15 protein-coding genes are annotated in these 19,348 nt (G+C 44.4%); 9 read left to right on the top strand and 6 right to left on the bottom strand.

Annotation, left to right across the window (positions count from 1 at the left end):
- Positions 1–240: 240 nt before the first annotated feature.
- Entirely contained in the window at positions 241–1,260 is a 1,020-nt protein-coding gene (locus G476_RS0117090; protein WP_026691164.1) for a nuclease-related domain-containing protein, read from the bottom strand.
- Between the two features lie 367 nt (positions 1,261–1,627).
- Here G476_RS0117090 and G476_RS0117085 point away from each other — a divergent pair, with 367 nt between their 5' ends.
- The 8 genes from G476_RS0117085 (at position 1,628) to G476_RS0117050 (ending at position 9,317) form a co-directional block, all read left to right on the top strand.
- Positions 1,628–1,876: a BhlA/UviB family holin-like peptide gene (locus G476_RS0117085; protein WP_084405817.1), complete on the top strand. Its 249-nt coding sequence runs from the start codon at positions 1,628–1,630 to the stop codon at positions 1,874–1,876.
- Between the two features lie 326 nt (positions 1,877–2,202).
- Positions 2,203–3,138: a ring-cleaving dioxygenase gene (locus G476_RS0117080; protein ID WP_026691162.1), complete on the top strand. Its 936-nt coding sequence runs from the start codon at positions 2,203–2,205 to the stop codon at positions 3,136–3,138.
- A 9-nt stretch (positions 3,139–3,147) separates the two neighbouring features.
- Positions 3,148–3,762, top strand: a complete 615-nt coding sequence (locus G476_RS0117075; protein ID WP_026691161.1) for an alpha/beta hydrolase — start codon at positions 3,148–3,150, stop codon at positions 3,760–3,762.
- 9 nt (positions 3,763–3,771) lie between these two features.
- Complete coding sequence (locus tag G476_RS0117070; RefSeq protein WP_026691160.1) at positions 3,772–4,380, top strand: flavin reductase family protein; 609 nt, start codon at positions 3,772–3,774, stop codon at positions 4,378–4,380.
- A 199-nt stretch (positions 4,381–4,579) separates the two neighbouring features.
- A complete protein-coding gene (locus G476_RS0117065) occupies positions 4,580–5,974 on the top strand; it encodes a YjiH family protein (protein ID WP_026691159.1) in 1,395 nt (464 codons plus the stop codon).
- A 21-nt stretch (positions 5,975–5,995) separates the two neighbouring features.
- A complete protein-coding gene (locus tag G476_RS0117060; protein WP_026691158.1) occupies positions 5,996–7,318 on the top strand; it encodes an aspartate aminotransferase family protein in 1,323 nt (440 codons plus the stop codon).
- Between the two features lie 291 nt (positions 7,319–7,609).
- Positions 7,610–8,356 carry a YheC/YheD family protein gene (locus G476_RS0117055; RefSeq protein ID WP_026691157.1) on the top strand — a complete coding sequence of 249 codons (747 nt, stop codon included), beginning with the start codon at positions 7,610–7,612 and terminating at the stop codon, positions 8,354–8,356.
- A 115-nt stretch (positions 8,357–8,471) separates the two neighbouring features.
- Complete coding sequence (locus tag G476_RS0117050; protein ID WP_084405816.1) at positions 8,472–9,317, top strand: SMP-30/gluconolactonase/LRE family protein; 846 nt, start codon at positions 8,472–8,474, stop codon at positions 9,315–9,317.
- Positions 9,318–9,383: 66 nt separating this feature from the next.
- Here G476_RS0117050 and G476_RS0117045 read toward each other — a convergent pair whose 3' ends face one another.
- The 3 genes from G476_RS0117045 to G476_RS0117020 all read right to left on the bottom strand — a co-directional run bounded on the left by G476_RS0117045 (position 9,384) and on the right by G476_RS0117020 (position 14,831).
- Positions 9,384–10,043, bottom strand: a complete 660-nt coding sequence (locus tag G476_RS0117045; RefSeq protein ID WP_051314898.1) for an SIMPL domain-containing protein — start codon at positions 10,041–10,043, stop codon at positions 9,384–9,386.
- 974 nt (positions 10,044–11,017) lie between these two features.
- Positions 11,018–13,153: a DNA helicase RecQ gene (gene recQ / locus G476_RS0117025; protein ID WP_026691152.1), complete on the bottom strand. Its 2,136-nt coding sequence runs from the start codon at positions 13,151–13,153 to the stop codon at positions 11,018–11,020.
- Positions 13,154–13,274: 121 nt separating this feature from the next.
- Positions 13,275–14,831 carry an ABC-F family ATP-binding cassette domain-containing protein gene (locus tag G476_RS0117020; RefSeq protein WP_026691151.1) on the bottom strand — a complete coding sequence of 519 codons (1,557 nt, stop codon included), beginning with the start codon at positions 14,829–14,831 and terminating at the stop codon, positions 13,275–13,277.
- A gap of 436 nt (positions 14,832–15,267) precedes the next feature.
- Here G476_RS0117020 and G476_RS0117015 point away from each other — a divergent pair, with 436 nt between their 5' ends.
- Positions 15,268–16,401, top strand: coding sequence for a DEAD/DEAH box helicase (locus G476_RS0117015; protein WP_026691150.1), 1,134 nt, complete (start codon positions 15,268–15,270; stop codon positions 16,399–16,401).
- Between the two features lie 76 nt (positions 16,402–16,477).
- On the opposite strand, the gene helD is transcribed toward G476_RS0117015, so the two are convergent.
- Both helD and G476_RS0117005 read right to left on the bottom strand, forming a co-directional pair.
- Entirely contained in the window at positions 16,478–18,790 is a 2,313-nt protein-coding gene (gene helD / locus G476_RS0117010) for an RNA polymerase recycling motor HelD (RefSeq protein ID WP_026691149.1), read from the bottom strand.
- A 222-nt stretch (positions 18,791–19,012) separates the two neighbouring features.
- Complete coding sequence (locus tag G476_RS0117005; RefSeq protein ID WP_026691148.1) at positions 19,013–19,201, bottom strand: hypothetical protein; 189 nt, start codon at positions 19,199–19,201, stop codon at positions 19,013–19,015.
- Positions 19,202–19,348 lie beyond the last annotated feature (147 nt).

The following is a 19,348-nucleotide window of genomic DNA, read 5'->3' as shown; positions in this document are numbered from 1 at the left end:
GGAGTGATGGCAGGGCGTTTTTTTGGTGGGGAGAGGGCGTAGTGGAGGAGGTGGCGCGGGCGTGGATTGTTTCGGGGGGCGTATGATCCATTTATTTTGGGTTTGGCGGAGATAAGTGTGTAATTGGCGTACTTATTTTTGAATAGGCGGAGATAAATGTGTAATTGGCGCACTTATTTTCAAATAGGCGGAGTTAGCTCTTTTTCCACATATAATGCGGAGGAGAACTAGTCGTTCAAGTTAACTTTTGTGGAGGGTGGAGCCTACCCAACCCTCTCGATCTACTAGCTCAGACAACAAATAGCGCATTCCTCTTCCGGTTCCTTCTCTTGGTAGATTCAGTCTTTTTAACAATGCGCTCGCAAGTTGGCTGCTTTCGATATTAAAAAACCATCTGAATTCCTGATGGCTTATCTTTGGAGAGACCAGCAGACTATAATCGCGTAATGTATCGACAATTAAGGAGGTATGATTGGAAGCGTAATGGCATGTGAAACAAAACCAGCTTCTTTTTCTCCGCTTCATGATGCTTGTTCCACAGTTTGAACATCTCACCCCTGTTATAATGTCCTTTCTTGTTAACTCGTATTTTTTAAAAATATCAACCCGCAATTCAGTGTGAAAGTGAAGTAATTGTTCATTTAAGTAGTGAATTTCATGAGGAAGGAGTATGGGATTAGGGTATTTTGCATCCAATTCCAGTACAGAAAAGTCTAAGTGGGTACTTCTAATGACGCGGTCTTTTTCCTGATAATCAGGGGAGAAAGTGATTTCGGGATTTTTGTTTGAGAGGACAGCGAGATATTCAATGGGAACAGGTGGGAAATGAATGTTTTTGAGGAACAACTGTAGTTTTCTGCGCTGGCGCCTGGCTTGAAGAAGTGGGTCGTCCCTCATTTCTACTCTCCCATCTGGGAATGTTTGCTTCACTTGATTTGTTTGTCCATTAAATGTTAAAGAACTACCTCCTAAATTCTTTATTTCAATTATGAGAAGGTAGCTTGGGGTGACGATGAGAGTATCAATTTGGAAGTAGGATCCTTCTGCGGGAAGGCGTAGGTGGTGAAAGAGGAAGTCTGACTTTGAGCGTGCAATGGTTTGAAGGTAATAATTAATAGACTCTTCTCCTCTGTATCCGGAGCGTGCCATGCCAATGTCTTTTGTGAAATAAAGGTAATTGAGATGTTTGAGTGGAAAGCGGGGCTCAAGAGCTTCGAGCTGCAGGAGTTCGAGGGAGGGTTGACGAGGTTTAATGATCAATATGACCATCCTTTCGAGGTTAATGGAACTTATCTTCGTTCTTTTGTAGTGATATTCCTGTTTTCCTATAAAATTTAGGGTCCGGTTTTTTGATTAGGGTTCTTTCGGGTTACGTATAACCCACTTATTTTGGGTTTAGCAGAGATAAGTGTGTAATTGGCGAACTTATTTTTGAATAGGCGGAGATAAATGTGTAATTGGCGTACTTATTTTCAAATAGGCGGAGTTAGCTCTCGTTGCACCCCCACCCCTCCCCTCACAAAAAAAACACGCAAATAGTAAGAGGCCCTTTGTCTAGGACAAACCTCTTTCTCTTGCATAAACTAGTATTACTAGTAGATCTATTACTAGATTTTGAAGAGGAGGGATGAACGCTATGTGGGATGCAATGATCAATTACGGCATGCAATCGGGAATTGGTGTTTTCGGGTTGTTATTCATGATGCTGCTTGGTACGGCCATTTATGGCGTTCGCTGGGTAGTCACTATGAACAACGAAAGAGAACAGCGTTATATTTCCGTTATTGAAAAACAAGCGGAAAGTCTTAAAAGCTTGCACGAAGCCCAAAGAGATATTAAAGAGATTAAAGAATATATATACAGCAATAAGCGATAGTAGCCTCTAAGGGGGCTTTTTTTGTTTCCGCCATTATTTTTTCGAATTCTCTTTAAATCGGCTGAAAGTCTTCATAAAGCGCTCAAAATTCATTAAACGTCACGAAACTCTGGATAAACCTTTCGAACTTCTTTATAAATCCATAAACGTTCTTCATACATTTCCCGCCGCCCCCAACTATCTCCCCCTTTTCCGGTTCACACTTCATTCATATGATTTGAAATCACCCTAAAAGGGGTATATCATTATACATAGGAAGTAACTTACTTTTTGAAAGCATCATAAATAAAAAGCTTAACCACTACTTAAAAGCTTAGGAGGACCTTATGGATAAGCCGATTCAAGGGATCCACCACATTACAGCGATCGTGGGGAATCCACAAGAAAACGTCGACTTTTACGTGGATGTATTAGGGTTACGGCTTGTAAAAAAGACGGTCAATTTTGACGATCCCGGAACGTATCACCTTTATTTTGGTGATAAAGAAGGATCACCAAGCACGATAATGACCACGTTTCCGTGGGATGGAGCAGCAAAGGGGCGGATCGGCACCGGGCAAGTAGGAGTCACATCTTTTGTGGTTCCAACGGGTGCAATACCTTTTTGGGAAGAACGCCTCACAAAAAAACAATGCTATTTTGAAAAAGGGACACGCTTTAACCAGGAAGTAGTAAGCTTCACAGATCCTCATGGACTAAAACTGGAGATCGTTGCTCGAGACCAGGGTCCTAAAAGTGAATGGTCCTATGAAGAGATAACGAAAGACACCGCGATTAAAGGGTTTGGAGGAGCGATTCTTTATACGAGTTCCCCTGATAAAACCGGTGAGCTTCTAACAGAAGTCATGGGGCTAGAAAAGGTCGGAACCGATGGCAACTTTGTCCGCTATCAAGCGGAAGGGGAGCTTGGAAATGTGATTGATTTGGATACTTCTGTCACTGAGGTGGGAACCCTTGGAGTAGGTACCATTCACCACATTGCTTGGCGAGCAGAGGATGAGCAAAACCAACTTGATTGGCATGCTCACGTTGGAAAATATGGTTACCGAGCAACGGAAGTGATGGACCGACAATACTTTAAAGCCATTTATTTCAGGGAACAAGGTGGGTTACTCTTTGAAATTGCGACGGATCCACCGGGCTTTCTTTGGGATGAGAGTGTGGAGGAGCTCGGCACAAGTTTGAAGCTTCCTCCGTGGCTTGAGCCTGCGCGCGAAAAAATCGAAAATATTGTGTTACCGATAACGATACCAAAAGGATAGGTGAGTGACATGAAAGCCATTTTTGAAAAACGAAGTGAGAACAATCCTTATACATTACTGCTTCTTCATGGAACAGGTGGAGACGAACGTGACCTACTTCCGATTGCCGACATGATTGACAAAGAAGCGTCTGTTCTTAGTGTTCGCGGGAATGTGCTGGAAAACGGAATGCCACGTTTTTTCCGACGATTACGAGAAGGTGTCTTCGACGAGGAAGATCTTGTATTTCGCACAAAAGAGCTTAATGAATTTTTAGATGAAGCGGCTAAAGAGCATGAATTTGATCGAGATAAGATCATTGCTGTTGGCTATTCGAATGGGGCGAACATTGCAGGAAGCCTGTTGTATCATTATAAGGATGCATTGTTCGGAGCGGCTCTTCTTCACCCGATGGTGCCGAGACGTGGGATTGAGTTGCCGGACTTAAGCGGCACGCCAGTCTTTATTGGAGCGGGAGAGAACGATCCAATCTGTGCCCCCGAAGAAACAACGGAGCTGGAAAAGTCTCTATCACAGGCAGGCGCTGACGTTGAGGTGTTTTGGTCAACCCAAGGACACCAATTGACTCGCGACGAGATCGTCAACGCTGCAACGTGGTACCAGAAAGCAACGAAAGGAGAGTAGCCGATGAAGATGAAACCGATCGATCCTAAAGACATTTCCAAAAAAGAGAATTATGCTTTTTTAACCCAAACGATCGTGCCGAGACCGATCGCGTTCGTGACGAGTCTTGGGGAGGATGGGGTGTTAAATGCCGCCCCGTTCAGCTACTTCAACGTCGTGTCGGCTGACCCTCCTTTAGTCATGATTTCAATCGGAAAGCGAGCAGGGGAACGAAAGGATACCTCTCGAAACATCGTAGAACACGGGTCCTTCGTCGTTCATGTGACCGATGAGGACAATGTTAACGAGATGAACGAGACCGCCGCAAACCTTCCTCCTGATGAAAGCGAAGTGGAGAAAGTAGGACTCACTCCGGTGAAAAGTACGGCGGTGGATGTGCCGGGACTTCAAGAAGCACGCATTCGTTTTGAATGTGAGTTGGAGCAACATATGACGTTTACAGGAAACGAAGGAGAGACGGACGTCATTTTCGGACGAATCGTTCACTATCATGTGGCTGAAGATGTGTTGGATAAAGAGGGCAAGGTGTCAGTGGATAAATTGAAGCCAGTCGCTCGCCTTGGAGGAAAAGAATACGCAAAGCTTGGGAAGGTCTTTACTATCGATCGACCGAAGTAATGAAAAGCAGCTGAAGGCAATGGGCCTTTGGCTGTTTTTTCGTGTATTAATAGTGGGTAAAATGCCACCCAAAATCAACCAATCTCTCATTTTTAAAAATGAGGTTGTATGTATATACATCCGTGTGTTAGTATTATAAACGTTCGAGGGAGAATTTTTATACTTTAACATACATAAAAACACACGGAGGGACAGACTGATGAAAGCCAACGATCTACAACACGAACAACACTATACAAAAACGACTACAAAAGGATTCACGCTTAAGCAATATTTAACCTTTATTATTCCATCCCTGATCGGAATTCTATTATTCTTGGTTCCTATGAATATTAATGGGACAGTGACGATTGGTCTAGGTGTGATGGCGGACGGCCTTCAGCAAGCATTAGGTGAGTCGCTGCCTGCTATTTTGGTCTTTGTCCTTTTTGCATCGGCGGCTGCTAGTCTTGTCGTTTCATTGGCACCGGCAACAATTGAACAGAAATACCCGAACCTCTCAGCGGTCTTTCGTGTGACACCATTTTGGCTCTCGTTACGACTTCTCGGTGGTGCGTTTGCTATCATGACACTTTTGGAATGGGGACCGTCCATCATTGGTCATGAATTTACCGGAGGCGTTGTCCTTTACGATTTAATTCCGGTTTTAGCTGTATGGTTCTTGTTTGCAAGTTTATTCATGCCATTATTGCTTGAATATGGATTGATGGATTTTATCGGTACGCTTGTAAAAAAAGTGATGCAGCCATTATTCAAATTACCTGGACGATCATCAGTGGATGCGATGGCGTCTTGGATGGGAAGCGGAACGGTAGGGGTGCTCCTTACAACGAAGCAATACGAAAGTGGCTATTATACGAAAAGAGAAGCGGCAGTTGTGGCCACGAACTTTTCCATCGCCTCGATTGCGTTTAGCCTTGTGATTGCCAATGTAATCGGAATTGACCATCGCTTTGTTGAATTTTATTTCACAGTTGTTGTCACAGGGCTTGTAGCGGCGATTATTTGTCCGCGTATTCCACCTTTGTCCTGGAAAAAAGATACGTATTATGAACCGGTGGGGCAGAAGATCAATGAAGATACGCCGGCGGATATGAGCACGTTCAAGTGGGCATTGACGCAAGGAGTGAAAAAGGCTGAGTCGGTCCAAAGTGTACAAGCTGTAGCGTTAAAAGGGGTAAAAAACGTGGTCGATATTTGGGTTGGACTGTTGCCTCTTGTGATGGCTCTTGGTACAGTGGCATTAATTGTAGCGGAATTCACACCGGTCTTTACGATCTTGAGTGCGCCTCTTGTTCCGATTTTGGAGTTTCTCCGTTTACCGGAAGCAGAAGCAGCAGCGCCAGCAATGATTGTCGGCTTTGCGGATATGTTTTTGCCGGCGGTGATTGGAAGCGGTATTGAATCTGAACTTACGCGATTTGTGATAGGGGTAATGTCCCTCACACAGCTCATTTACATGTCTGAAATCGGTATTTTGCTCGTTCGTTCAAAGATTCCTCTTTCCGTTTGGGAATTGGCCATTATCTTTATTCAGCGAACACTCATTACACTACCGATTGCTGCACTTATGGCACACCTCTTATTCTTTTAAACAACCAAAGGAGAGACGAACATGACATACACGTGGAAAGATAAATACAACAACATGGCCGATCGACTTGCTCCGAGTATGGCAAAGGATCATCCCAATTTGCCCGTAGTAAAAGAAGAAGGGTGTTACTACTACGGTGCGGATGGGAAGACCTATTTGGACTTCACGTCGGGTATCGCGACTACGAATGTAGGCCATCGACATCCGAAAGTGGTGGAGGCGATTCATAAAGGGGCGGATATTCTCGCTCACGGTCCTTCTGGAGTGATCATGTACGAATCCATTCTTACGTTGGCTGATCGTTTAGCGGACGTTCTTCCGGGAAATCTCGATTGCTTCTTTTTTGCCAACAGTGGAACAGAAGCGATTGAAGGGGCCCTTAAGCTTGCCCGTCACGTAACGAAAAAGCCTTATGTGATTTCATTTACGGGTTGCTTTCACGGGAGATCCCAAGGGGCGATGAGCGTGAGTACGTCCAAGGCGAAGTACCGAACATTCCAGCCTCATACGAGCACGTTTCAAGTTCCTTTTGCCGACACTAGTGCGGTGCCGGAAGGGGAAGACCCTGAAACGTATCTTATTGAGAAGCTTGAGAAGGACTTTGCCACTTTATTTAAGCATCAGGTGACCCCTGATGAAGTAGCCGCGGTGATTCTTGAGCCTGTCCTAGGTGAAGGAGGATACGTCATTCCGCCTGCATCCTGGTTGAAAAAAGTAAGGGAGCTTTGTGACGAATATGGTTTTCTCCTAATTTTTGACGAAGTACAAACAGGCTTTGGCCGTACAGGAGAAATGTTCGCTGCCCAAACATTCGGTGTCACCCCGGACATTATGGCGATTGCCAAAGGGATTGCCAACGGGTTGCCGTTAAGTGCTACTGTGGCGTCAAAAGAGTTGATGGCAAAATGGCCGATGGGAAGCCATGGAACGACTTTTGGAGGAAACCCGATTGCCTGTGAAGCGGCTCTTGCTGTCCAGGATGTGATTCAAGAAGAGAATCTCCTTGAACACGGGAAGCTTATGGGCGCCTATGCGAAGGAGAAGCTTGAAAAGTTAAAAGACGAGCATGAGATTATGGGCGAAATTCGAGCGGTGGGTCTCATGATCGGGATTGAAATCATCGATCCTAGGACTGGGAAGGGTGACGGTGACGCATTGTTTTCCATTTTGGACAAAGCCCTTGAGAACGGCGTACTCTTTTATTTTTGCGGAAACGAAAGTGAAGTCATTCGTATGATTCCACCTCTTACCGTTACAAAAGAACAAATTGACGAAGGTCTAGCCATGTTAAAAGAAGCGATTGTCTCCTACGAAAAAGAACAGCTGGCAACGAACACTCCCTAGTGCTTAGGGAGTGTTTTTTATGCAGTGAAAAAGTGCATCCTGACTTTTTCGCTGCCTTTGTTTGAATGGCAATGGCTTCATTCGGTTGCGCGCCCGATACGAGAAGCTTACTCGTATCAGGCTTTTAAATCATGCAACTATGACGCTCATGGTTTCGAAGTCACTGAAAAGGTAACGTTCGTACTTTTTCAGTGACTTTTGTTTTGTTTGTTTCTCTCCTACAAACACCCTGTCAAATGATGAGTGAACGACATACAGTAACAATATATTGGGTGTAAACGGAGGATCGTCATGGAAAACAGAAAAAAACCTATGATTTTAAAGCGAAGAGACAAATATAAAATGTATCAAGCGATGGTGCAGTATGAAGACCTTACCCCCCACTTGCCAGTAACGAAGCAGTGGAAAGGAAAAGAAGCTTTTTATCAAATGTTAAGTGACCATAGAGGACTGGTCATTAAGCCGAATCGAGGCTTGAAAGGAAAAAACATTTTCTTTGTATCAAAATGGAACAGTACGTATTATGTTCAAATGAAGGATCGAAGTCGTACGTTCAAATCCATGTTCAGTGCTTATTCCTACCTTAATCGTCGAATCAAAGACACAAAGTATATTATGCAAGAACGAATTTTTACCGCTAGAGTGAAAGGGAAGCCTTTCGATATTCGTGTCATTGTTCAATTTAATCCCAAAAAGAAAAAATGGGAAGTAACAGGCTATAAATTCAGAGTAGCCGGTAAAGGGATGCTCATTACGAATGCAAACGCTGGAGGAAATGTGGTTAATTATAAGGAAGCTATGAAGTTCTCTTCTTTACCTCCATCAAAGCAAAAGGGGCTTTTAAAAAAGGCGAAAGAAGTTTCCCTGCGCTCGGCTGAGATTATGGGTGAATGTTACGAAGGCCATCGTATGTTTGGGACGGATATTGGAGTATCAAAGGATGGAGAAGTTGTTATATTCGAAATTAACCGCCGCCCACTCATTCGAGGTTTTTCCAAAAAGCACCGGAATAAAATTCGCCAACTTCAAAAGATGTAACATATAGAGTCCGCCTATTAAAATTAGGTGGGCTAATAGAGGAGACAAGCTGAAAGAGGTTTTTCCATTTCCGATTAGTGGTAGACTTTAGTATTAAACGGAATCGGGGTGGGGTATGTTGAAAGCAGCTAAGCTTATAGATTGTGAAAATAAACTCGGTGAAGGTCCGCTCTGGATCGAAGAGAGCCAGACGCTTTACTGGGTTGATATTGAAGGAAAACATATTCTAGCATACAACGAAAACGAACAAGAAACGAAGAAGTATGCTTTTGAAAAAAGACCCTGTGCCCTTGCTGTGAAAAATGAAGAGGAACTACATGTGATCTTTGAAGATGGCTTGTACACGTGGAGAATTGGAAGCTCTGAAATCACACCCGTTGATCTCGTTGAAATTGAGGATGGCAATCGTTTTAACGATGGAAAAAAAGATCCTTGGGGTCGTATTTGGGCAGGCACCATGAACGAGAACGGGGAGCTTGAAAAAGCAGCTCTTTATTGCTGGGGATTGGATGGACGTCGAACGAAGGTGATGGAGAACGTATCCATTTCAAACGGGTTGGCTTGGAATAAGCGAACGTTGACGATGTACTATATTGATACACCCACTCGGACAGTGTACCAATTCCACTACGATGACAATACAGGAGCTCTTGCCAACCAAGAGGTGGTGTATACCTTCCAAGAGGAAGATGGCCATCCGGACGGCATGACGATCGATGAGGATGGCTTGTTATGGATCGCTCTTTACGGCGGGTTTAGTGTAGCTGTCATTGACCCGGTAAAGGGGAAGTGGATTGATACGGTTCAGGTCCCGTCTAAAAATGTGACGTGCTGCACATTTGGTGGAAAAGCTGGAGACCAATTGTTTATTACGACGGCCTCGCAAGGGCTAACAGAACCCGATTGGGTCGAGTATCCCGATTCGGGCAGTTTGTTTCATGTTCATGTAAACCGCTCATAAGAAAGTGAGCGGTTTTTTTGATGGCTTGAAAAAGGCCCGACATCATCGGCCGGGCCTTTTACCAATTCAATACTGATACTCCACTTCCACTAATGCTAGTACGGTTAGGGTTCCCGCTTGAATGGGCGTACTTTCCGCTTTGGCATAAAGAGCGGTTTGAAATGGCACCGGTGTTGTGGAAGGAGAGATTTCTTTTACAGACACGGGCGGTGTAGATAAAGAAACACCGAGCTGTCTTGCGATCGTTTCTCCTTTTTCTTGGGCATTTTGAAGGGCAAGTTCCAGCGCTTGATTGTATAGTACATCCGGGTTTGATAAAGAGAATTGAATGGAGGAGATTGCATTGGCTCCGGCTTCTACAGCCTCATCAATGACGGAACCCGTGAGTGACACATCATCCAACGTAATTTGAAGCAGATGGTTAACGCGGTAGCCACGAAATACTTGTTTGCCGTCGATGAAGTCATATTGTGTGTCGATACGGTATTCGACTGTTTGAATGTTGTCTTCAGAGACACCTAAGGAGGATATAGCAGCTGTAACATCACTTATGATTTGGGCATTTTCCTGCTGGGCTTCGCTCACTTCGGTTGCCTCGGTAACAGCTCCAACTGTGATGTTTGCCCGGTCAGGTGCGGTCGAAAGAGACCCTTCACCTTTCACTCTCAGTGTATTCGTTGCTCTTCTGGATCGGATTTGATCAAGGTGTTGGCGATAAGGATACATGCGTAACCTCCTGGTATTCGTACTAATCCATCTTATGACCGGAGAAGATGCCATATGCAAACGCCCCTCGAACCAACTGGAGAAGACACTGAAAAAGTTTGATCTTTACCTTTTTCAATGCCTTCCAACTGGTCGAGGGGCGTACCTTATAGCCGTCAAGTTAAGCAAAATTGGCGGCTTTTATTTGGTTCTTTATCTTATTGGTCATTTACTCTCATTTTTTCACATGACAAAGAAGCTTCCTTTCGGAAATTTTTTTGACAAGGATATATTCCGTTACAGGTGGACGCTTTCCGCGGGCATCGCCTTAGCCTCCTCGGGAAAGGCGCCCTGCGGGGTCTTCGGCTGATGCTATTCCCGCTGGAGTCGCCACCTTTCACTCCATTTTCTACTTTAACAAAAGGTAATCTTTATAAAACAAACAGCTTATTCAAATCTGTAAAAGCATCAGCTTTTCTTCCTCCTTCATCGTGTTTTTTAAGACTTGAAAAGGTGTCTCACAATTCTTCTTTCTACTCTTCCTACATCGTCTTCGAATGACTTCTGTGTATTGATGGAATAGGTTATTTATCTTAATTGGTGATCCACTTGTTAGTAATCAGTGAGCTGAGTTTCTTTAGCAATCTGATCTAAAAATCCCTTATGAAATGCCCGACGGAGTCCGTCTTTTGATTTTTTTAGAATGTTTTTCTTCTTCATAAAAAAATACCTCCCTTTACTTTGTAAAGGGAAGCGACAGGATAAGCTGGTAAGCTCTTATTTATAACAAATGATATGAACTTGAACATGTGATCAGGTGTAGCCGGGATGTTCGCAGACTCCTGCGGCCGTTGGAGCCAGGAGAGACCCCGCAAGGGCTTTGCCCGAGGAGGCTCGCCGGCACCGCCGCGGAATGCGAAGAACATTCCGGCTACACCTTTCTTCAACTGATTTACTACACTCAATCCTTAAGTTGACGGCTATGGGGTCGTACCTTATGCGTGGGCGAACCCTTGAAGGACCGCCTTAATCTGATAGTAATCGATGTCTTCTGGTAGTGCTTCCTTAATGGGTTTTAGACCTTCAGAAGGATCAATTTTTTCGACTACGTCTACTATGTTTTGCTTTTGTTCTGGCGTCACGAGGCGATCAAAGGCAACGTCCATGCCTTCTTCGGCGCACCGGATGAGGTGTTCACCGGCCGTGCCCTTCTTAAAGCCTCTTTCTGCGGCAATGTGTTCAAGGTCCATGCCGTTATTAAACATGTCGAGAGTGATGATGTGGCTTGGTGTTTTATCTTTACCGATAGCGCCTTTTTTCGATTTCGCGGGCTCTGTTTTTTTACCGGAAGCTTCATCGGGATTGGTTTGCCGATAATGTTGAATTTTCTCCAAGAACGCTTCACCATATTTTTCGAACTTCTGTGCTCCAAGGCCTTTGACATCAAGCATGGCTTGCTCGTCTTCCGGGAGCTTGTCACACATTTCTTTTAAGGTCTTATCAGAGAACACCATGTAAGGCGCGACACTGTTTTCTTTAGCCAAACGGGTTCGAAGTTCACGCAGTTCGGCAAAGAGGGGGTGAGCTTCTGTAATCACAGTCGGGCGTTTCTCCACTTTTTTCTCCACAGGGAGCTCGCCTTTTAGGACTGGAACAGTCTTTTCGGTGAGCATGAGTACGGGGTAAGCGCCGTCAGTCATGCGAAGGTACTCCTCAGCAACGAGGTAATCGATGAACTGTGCGACTTCTTTGATGGTATAGTCCTTCATCAACCCGTGAGTAGACAGGCGGTGAAAGCCCATATCTTTGAGCTTTTGGTTGTGTGACCCCGTAAGGACTTGGGCGACCATCGTTTTCCCGAAGCGTTCATTCATTCGTTTGATGCAGGAGAAGACCATTTGAGCGTCACGAGTGACGTCTTCGGTTTCTCGGTCGTCTGTACAGTTGCTACATTTTCCGCAAGGTTCTGCGTCTTTGTCCCCGAAGTAATTGAGAATGTAGGATTGAAGGCAGCCTTCTGTATGACAGTAGTTAACCATCTGATGAAGCTTTCGGTATTCGTTTTGCTTTCGGTCGTCGCTTGAGTCGGACTGGTCAATCAGGAATTGCTGAACGCGAATGTCTTGTGGCGAGTAGAGGAGCACACATTCGCTCGGTTCACCGTCTCGCCCGGCACGTCCGGCTTCTTGATAGTAACTTTCAATGTTTCGTGGGATTTGATAATGAATCACAAAACGAACGTTGCTTTTATTGATCCCCATTCCAAAAGCGTTTGTGGCGACCATCACTTGAATACGGTCGTAAACGAAATCCTCTTGACTGTTTGCTCTTGCCACTGCGCTCATACCGCCGTGGTATTTCCCTGCGTCAATGCCTTTATTGGTTAAAAATTCTTGAATGTTCTCTACTTCTTTACGTGTTGAAGCATAGATGATCCCCGGTTCGCCAGGGTTTTTCTTAATATAATCAGCACAGTAGCGGTCGCGAACTTCTCCTTTTAGTACGTGAAAGCTCAAGTTTTCACGGGAAAAGCCTGTCTGAACCACGTCTGTCTGTTCAATACCGAATGCTTGGCATACATCGTCTCTCACGGCTGGCGTCGCTGTCGCTGTGAGGGCGAGGACAGCTGGGCGGTTATCGAATTGGTTTAAGACAGAAGGGATCCGCATGTAGCTTGGGCGGAAGTCGTGTCCCCACTGGGATACACAGTGAGCCTCGTCAACGGCGATCAAGCTTACATTAAGGCCTTTGAGCATGTTCACAAAAGATGGAACTTCAAACCGTTCAGGTGCTACGTATAGTAGCTTCGTACGTCCTGCGCGGATGTCGGCTATTCGTTCTTCTACTTCCTCGTACGTTAGGGAACTATTAATATATGAAGAGCGAATTTGGGCTTCTTTAAGTTCGTCTACCTGGTCTTTCATTAATGAAATGAGAGGGGAGATGACGAGTGTGAGCCCAGGAAACAGGAGGGACGGAATTTGGTAGCATATGGACTTCCCGCCTCCAGTAGGCATGATGCCCATGGTAGGTGTGCCGCTGAATACCTGCTCAATGATTTGTTTTTGTCCAGGGCGAAAGGACGAATAACCAAAGTACTCGTGTAACGTTTGCTCAGCTTGGATAATCACCGGTCCACTCCTTTCAAAGAAAGATTAGTATTTTAAGGAAGATTCATTATTGAGTAAATATTATTTAAGGAAACACGAGTATGTCTTGTGTTTCCTTTAGTCTGACTTCTGTTGCGTTCAATTAAAACACCTTAGTAGTCCAGTCTTCACAGTTCCAAACGTCTGTAACCACGTCTTCGTAAAATTCAGGTTCGTGGCTGATAAGGAGGATGCTACCTTTGTATTCTTGGAGTGCTTGTTTAAGTTCGGCTTTGGCATCCACGTCTAAGTGGTTGGTCGGCTCATCGAGTACAAGAAGGTTCGTTTCGTTGTTGATGAGCTTACATAGGCGTACCTTTGCTTTTTCTCCACCACTCAACACACTTACTTTACTTTCAATGTGTTTGGTCATAAGGCCACATTTCGCAAGGGCTGAGCGCACTTCGTATTGGTTAAAGGAAGGGAATTCGTCCCATACTTCTTCGATACACGTTTTGTTGTTTGCCGTTTTGATTTCTTGCTCGAAGTATCCGATGTGCAAGTGCTCTCCTCGCTCAACGGTGCCTGAGATTGGCTTTATTTCTCCTAAAATACTGCGGAGGAGCGTCGTTTTTCCGATACCGTTAGCCCCAACAAGGGCAAGTTTTTGGCCTCTTTCCATGCGAAGGTTCAATGGACGAGATAACGGCTCATCATATCCTATGACCAGTTCGTTCGTTTCAAAAATAAGCTTTCCAGAGGTGCGGGCTTTTTTGAACCGGAATTCAGGCTTTGGCTTTTCTTGAGCTAGTTCAATGACGTCCATTTTATCGAGCTTTTTTTGTCTGGACATGGCCATGTTTCGTGTAGAAATTCGAGCTTTGTTTCTTGCCACGAAATCTTTAAGTCCCGCGATTTCTTGCTGCTGTTTTTTGTAAGCTGCTTCAAGCTGCTGTTTTTTCATGTCATACACACTCATGAAATGATCGTAGTCTCCAACGTAACGGGTGAGCTCTTGGTTTTCCATATGATAAATCAAGTTGATGACGCTGTTTAAGAACGGAATGTCGTGTGAAATCAGAATAAACGCATTTTCATATTCTTGAAGGTAGCGCTTCAGCCATTCGATGTGCTGCTCGTCCAAGTAGTTCGTCGGCTCGTCGAGAAGGAGAATGTCCGGCTTTTCTAATAGCAATTTACCAAGAAGAATCTTTGTACGTTGCCCCCCGCTTAAATCATTGACGTCTCGGTCCAATCCGATTTCATCGAGTCCAAGACCGCGAGCGATTTCTTCTACCTTTGCATCGATGGTGTAAAAGTCGTTATTGGTAAGCATGTCTTGAATCGTACCTACGTCTTCGAGAAGCTTTTCAAGTTCTTCAGGAGAAGACTCGCCCATTTTTTCGTAAAGGTTGTTCATCTCTTGTTCCATGTCGAACAAATATTGAAAGGCGCCTTTTAATACGTCGCGAATCGTAAGCCCTTTTTCAAGAACCGTGTGCTGATCAAGGAAACCGACGCGGACGTTTTTAGCCCACTCGACTTTTCCTTCGTCTGGCTCAAGGCTTCTTGTGATGATATTCATGAACGTGGACTTTCCTTCCCCGTTCGCTCCGATTAATCCGATGTGTTCTCCTTTTAACAGACGAAAGGAAACATCGTGAAAAATCGCACGGTCACCAAAACCGTGGCTCAAGTTTTTTACTGTTAAGATACTCATTAAAAGCACATCCTCTATTGATACTTGATTGGTTGTAAATCAATTCATTTTTTCATAATCAGGCGTTGATGATCCCGTGTTGGCAACCCTTTTTTGATCATGACAAAGAGAAGGGCGTGACAATAACACCTGAAATTCTTCACCGAACCTGCGTAAGACATCTTTTATTTACTCTATTTGAAGAGAGTGGTGCGGAGTTGAACGGAATAGGCGACACTCCTGCGGAATTACAAGAAAGGTGAGACCCCGGAGGGAAACGCCTGAGGAGGCTCACCGGACCACTACGGAAAGCGAAGGCCATTCCGGCTACACCCTAATGTCTTCAGCATTAAACGATACAAGTTTTGAATTCGCCTCAACAAATCCTTCCTCTTCTTTACTCCAAACCCCCGAGTAGGGTACACTCATGGGTAGATGAAATATAAAGGAGAACACAATGAGCGATTATACAAATAACTTAAAACCGTTTATTCAAACGGCTTGGGAAAAAGCAGGCTTTACTGAACCGACCGGGATCCAAGAAAAGGCGATGCCTTTTGTTTTGGACAAAAAAGACGTGATAGCTGAATCACCGACAGGGACAGGGAAAACGTTAGCCTACCTCTTGCCGATTTTACATCAAATTGATCCAGAAAAGAAGGACGTGCAGGCGGTAATTTTAGCATCGTCCCAAGAACTGGTCATGCAAATACTGGAACAAATCCAAATTTGGTCTCAAGGAAGCGGGATCAAGTCGGCTTCATTCATTGGTGGAGCGAACACGAAACGCCAGCTTGAGAAGCTTAAAAAGAAGCCTCAGATCGTTGCCGGAACACCAGGGCGCCTTGCTGAACTCATTAAAATCAAAAAGCTAAAAATGCACGAAGTGAAGACAATTGTTCTTGATGAAGGAGATCAGCTTTTAATTCCTGAGCATGAAAAGACGATTGAGCAAATCATCAAATCAACCCTGAAAGATCGTCAGCTTATTCTTTTCTCAGCTACTGTACCTGAAGAAGTGGAGAAAAAAGCGGCGGAATTCATGAAGGATCCAGAAGTGATTCGTGTTGGAAAAGATGATGTGGCCACAGGAAACGTAGATCACATTTATGTGGTGTGTGAAGCTCGTGAGAAGATTGAAGTGGTCAACAGCCTTGTGAAAAACCAGTCAATTAAAGCGTTGGCTTTTGTAAACGACATTGGTGAAGTGAACGTGATTGGGGAAAAGCTTCAGTTTAAAAAGATTGACGTGAGTGTGTTACATGGAGACACAAAGAAGCAGGAGCGTGAACAGGCGATCAAGCGATTCCGTTCTGGTGATACGTCACTCATGGTCGCAACCGACCTTGCTGCAAGAGGCCTTGATATTCAAGAGCTGACTCATGTCATCCAACTGGATGTCCCACGTGACGCGAAGCAGTATGTTCACCGTTCCGGGCGAACGGGGCGAAACAAACAAGATGGAACTGTCATCTCTCTTGTGCAACCACGAGAAGAACGGGACTTGAAACGAGCAGCCAAGCAAGCAGGGGTAACGCTGAAACAACAGCAGTTGAGCCGAGGACAACTAGTGGATGTGAAACGAAAATAAAGAAGAAAAGCAGCGGGCCTTGAGTGGCCTGCTGCTTTTTACGTTATCCTAATCTCACCGTGGTGTGAATAGGCCATTATTCAATAACTTCATAAAACGATGCCGGTACTCGTTCCATTAGCGGACTCATCCCACCGTTTGAAAGAATGTGGAGTTCGTGCATGGCTCGTGTGCATGCGGTATAAAACAAGTTTCGCTCCGACTCTTTAGCATAATGATCATGTGAGGCGTTATACAGGATTACAGCGTCAAATTCTATTCCCTTGGCAAGGTAGGTTGGAATAACGACAAGTCCTTTTTTATACGTATGGGTATCTTTATCAATCAATTGGATATCAAAGTGCTCGCTCAAATAGGCGCTTACGGCTTCGCTTTCCTTTGCCGTTTTACAAATGATCGCTACTGTTTCATGCTTTTTTGTGAAAAGAGATTTGATCAGCTTGACGGTTCGTTTCTGCATGTCTTGTAGTGACTCTGTTTCTACATAGACAGGTTTTGTACCGTCCCGTGTAAATGGGATGATATCTTCTCCCCCGTCTATCAGTTGTGAGGTGAAGTTCACAATCGGACGGGTTGATCGATAGCTTCGCATAAGGGTAATGCGTTCTGCTTTTTCCTCTTGACCTTCACTGATCGGCGTTGGATTCGTGATCGCGTGAAGGTAAATCGATTGATGAACGTCGCCTAAGAGAGTCATTTTTGCCTGAGGAAAAAGGTCCTTTAAGTAGGCAAATTGAAACGGTGAATAATCTTGGGCTTCGTCAATAAACACGTGACTGATATGAGTTAATGGGCGGCGTCCTTTTAAACGATCTTGGAAATACAAGTAAGCCGTCGCATCTTCCCACAGAAGTTTCTTTTTGTGAATCATTTGAATTGTCGCTTCGGCAATCATTGCCCAGTCGGGATCTTTCTTTAGCTCTAAGTAGAAATCACGGTACGTTTTAACTACATTTACAAAGGCGAGCTTCTTGATTTTTTGTTTCAAAGGAAGGAGCTTCATCTTCACGACTCGCTTACTGAGCCACTCTCGCTCTCGTTCGAAATCATCGAACGTGGCTTCGTTGAACTCCTTGTCTTTCTCAAGCTTTCTGAAGCCTTCCAAATACTCTTCTTTGTCCATTAACTGAATCTCTTCTTCGACCCAAAGCTTTTCCCATTCCGTACGTTGAACAGCTTTGATTTTTTGCATAAGCCAGTCGCTTGTGAGATCCATCCGATTTGGAATGGAGATGGACGAGTCGAGAGAGTAGAAGTACGAGTGAATCTCTTGTTTATCAATCAACGTTTCTCCTCTAAAGCGTACGTTTTGAAAATGAATGCCGCCCGTTTCAAGTCTCTTCACAAACAAATCAACTCGATCTTTAAACGCGAGTGACGATTTTAATTGAACGGCTTGATTACGGCTTTCGTCGTCGGTTGAGTCAACAGATTGTAAGAACCACTCCATTTGGTCAAATGGATCTTCAACGTTAAAAGTAGATCCGAGTTCTTTTTGAACATATTCGTTGTACGTGGTTTGCCACATGTTTTCTTCACCTAGTTCCGGCAACACCGTAGCCACATAGCTGTTAAATAAAGGATTGGGGGAGAAGAGAACCATGTTTTCGGATGTAAGTGACTCGCGATGAGCGTAAAGAAGGTAGGCGACTCGTTGCATGGCGGCACTTGTCTTTCCGCTTCCAGCCACACCTTGCACAACAAGGTAGCGGCTTCGCTCGTTTCGAATAATCTTGTTTTGTTCTTTTTGGATCGTGGAGACAATGGATCTCATTTGCGGACTTGATTCACTACCGAGTAGATTTTGCAGCAGTTTGTCCCCGATGGTTACACCAGTGTTAAAAAGTCCTTTAATCGTTCCATTTCGAATGATAAACTGCCGTTTTAACGTCATCTCACCGTCGATCGTGCCATCCATCGTCTCATATTCGGCAGGGCCGGGGGAGTAGTTGTAATACATACTTGAGATTGGCGCACGCCAGTCATAGACGAGAAAATCTTCGTCGTTATCGTCCGTGAGAGAGGCGATGCCGATATAAATGGCTTCTTCGTCTTCCTCGCCTGATTCTTTAAAATCAATCCGTCCGAAATAGGGAGAATCTCGAAGGTCTTCTAGGGTTTTCATTCGCTCGGATTGCTGCCCATGGCTTCGTTCTCGTTCGGATAAAAATTCAGCTTGCTGTTTGAGGCTCGCTTGGGTTTCGATCACATCGTCCGGATCGTCTAAGTTAACCGTTACGTCGTCCCAAAAGCTTTTTCTGACATCTATAATATCTTTTTTAAGGTCGCCGGAGGCTTCTCTGAGCACGGTTTGTTTCTTTTCAATCGTATCGACAACCCGGTCTACACGGGTCTGTTCTTCGAGTCGTTGCTCGTTTTCATTGCTCATAAGACCACTCCTTTTTTGTTGACAATATATAATGGTGTGTAGTATAATAAAATTGGATGAATTTTAACGAAATGGAAATAAACTACACAAGTGCTATTAGTGTAGCACACCCACTTGATTACAATCAATGATTTTTATATGAAAACGGCCTCTCTTTTTATCCTAAAAGAGAGGCTTTTTATATTTAAAAAGGCGGCCTGTTAAGAGCATTAGGGACGCAGCTTACGTTCTCGCTCCGTTTTGATTCTCCTGCTCGATTTCTTTTTTTGCCATGTCGTGACTGGCCTCTTCCATCGCAGAAAGTTCATCAGTCGAGTCCCCGCGGTAGTGTGCGTCTTGTACACTGGTTTTGGGGAATTGGTCTGTTTCTTGTTCTTTGTTTGTGGCATAAGGCTGTTTGTCCTTTTTCACGATCATCACCTCCATTTTTGTAGTATGAATCGTAATCGCTTCTTTATGCTCATATGATTAGAATGGGAATCGTGATAAACTAGTACCAAGCTTTAGTACCAGGTATTAAAAAAACGTTGCATTTGCACCTTTTGCTTTGGTACGATA

Origin of the sequence: Alteribacter aurantiacus DSM 18675, assembly GCF_000429705.1 — a bacterium.
Taxonomy (GTDB): domain Bacteria; phylum Bacillota; class Bacilli; order Bacillales; family Salisediminibacteriaceae; genus Alteribacter; species Alteribacter aurantiacus.
Note: the sequence above shows the minus strand (reverse complement) of the source record. Positions and strands in the feature narration are given on the sequence as shown.

What these genes read in the sequence shown, in the direction of transcription:
- G476_RS0117085 (WP_084405817.1), top strand. Translation starts at nt 1,628, where the DNA reads ATGAACGCTATGTGGGATGCAATGATCAATTACGGCATGCAATCGGGA.
- G476_RS0117080 (WP_026691162.1), top strand. Translation starts at nt 2,203, where the DNA reads ATGGATAAGCCGATTCAAGGGATCCACCACATTACAGCGATCGTGGGG.
- G476_RS0117075 (WP_026691161.1), top strand. Translation starts at nt 3,148, where the DNA reads ATGAAAGCCATTTTTGAAAAACGAAGTGAGAACAATCCTTATACATTA.
- G476_RS0117070 (WP_026691160.1), top strand. Translation starts at nt 3,772, where the DNA reads ATGAAACCGATCGATCCTAAAGACATTTCCAAAAAAGAGAATTATGCT.
- G476_RS0117065 (WP_026691159.1), top strand. Translation starts at nt 4,580, where the DNA reads ATGAAAGCCAACGATCTACAACACGAACAACACTATACAAAAACGACT.
- G476_RS0117060 (WP_026691158.1), top strand. Translation starts at nt 5,996, where the DNA reads ATGACATACACGTGGAAAGATAAATACAACAACATGGCCGATCGACTT.
- G476_RS0117055 (WP_026691157.1), top strand. Translation starts at nt 7,610, where the DNA reads ATGGAAAACAGAAAAAAACCTATGATTTTAAAGCGAAGAGACAAATAT.
- G476_RS0117050 (WP_084405816.1), top strand. Translation starts at nt 8,472, where the DNA reads ATGTTGAAAGCAGCTAAGCTTATAGATTGTGAAAATAAACTCGGTGAA.
- G476_RS0117045 (WP_051314898.1), bottom strand. Translation starts at nt 10,043, where the DNA reads ATGTATCCTTATCGCCAACACCTTGATCAAATCCGATCCAGAAGAGCA.
- G476_RS0117020 (WP_026691151.1), bottom strand. Translation starts at nt 14,831, where the DNA reads ATGAGTATCTTAACAGTAAAAAACTTGAGCCACGGTTTTGGTGACCGT.
- G476_RS0117015 (WP_026691150.1), top strand. Translation starts at nt 15,268, where the DNA reads ATGAGCGATTATACAAATAACTTAAAACCGTTTATTCAAACGGCTTGG.
- helD (WP_026691149.1), bottom strand. Translation starts at nt 18,790, where the DNA reads ATGAGCAATGAAAACGAGCAACGACTCGAAGAACAGACCCGTGTAGAC.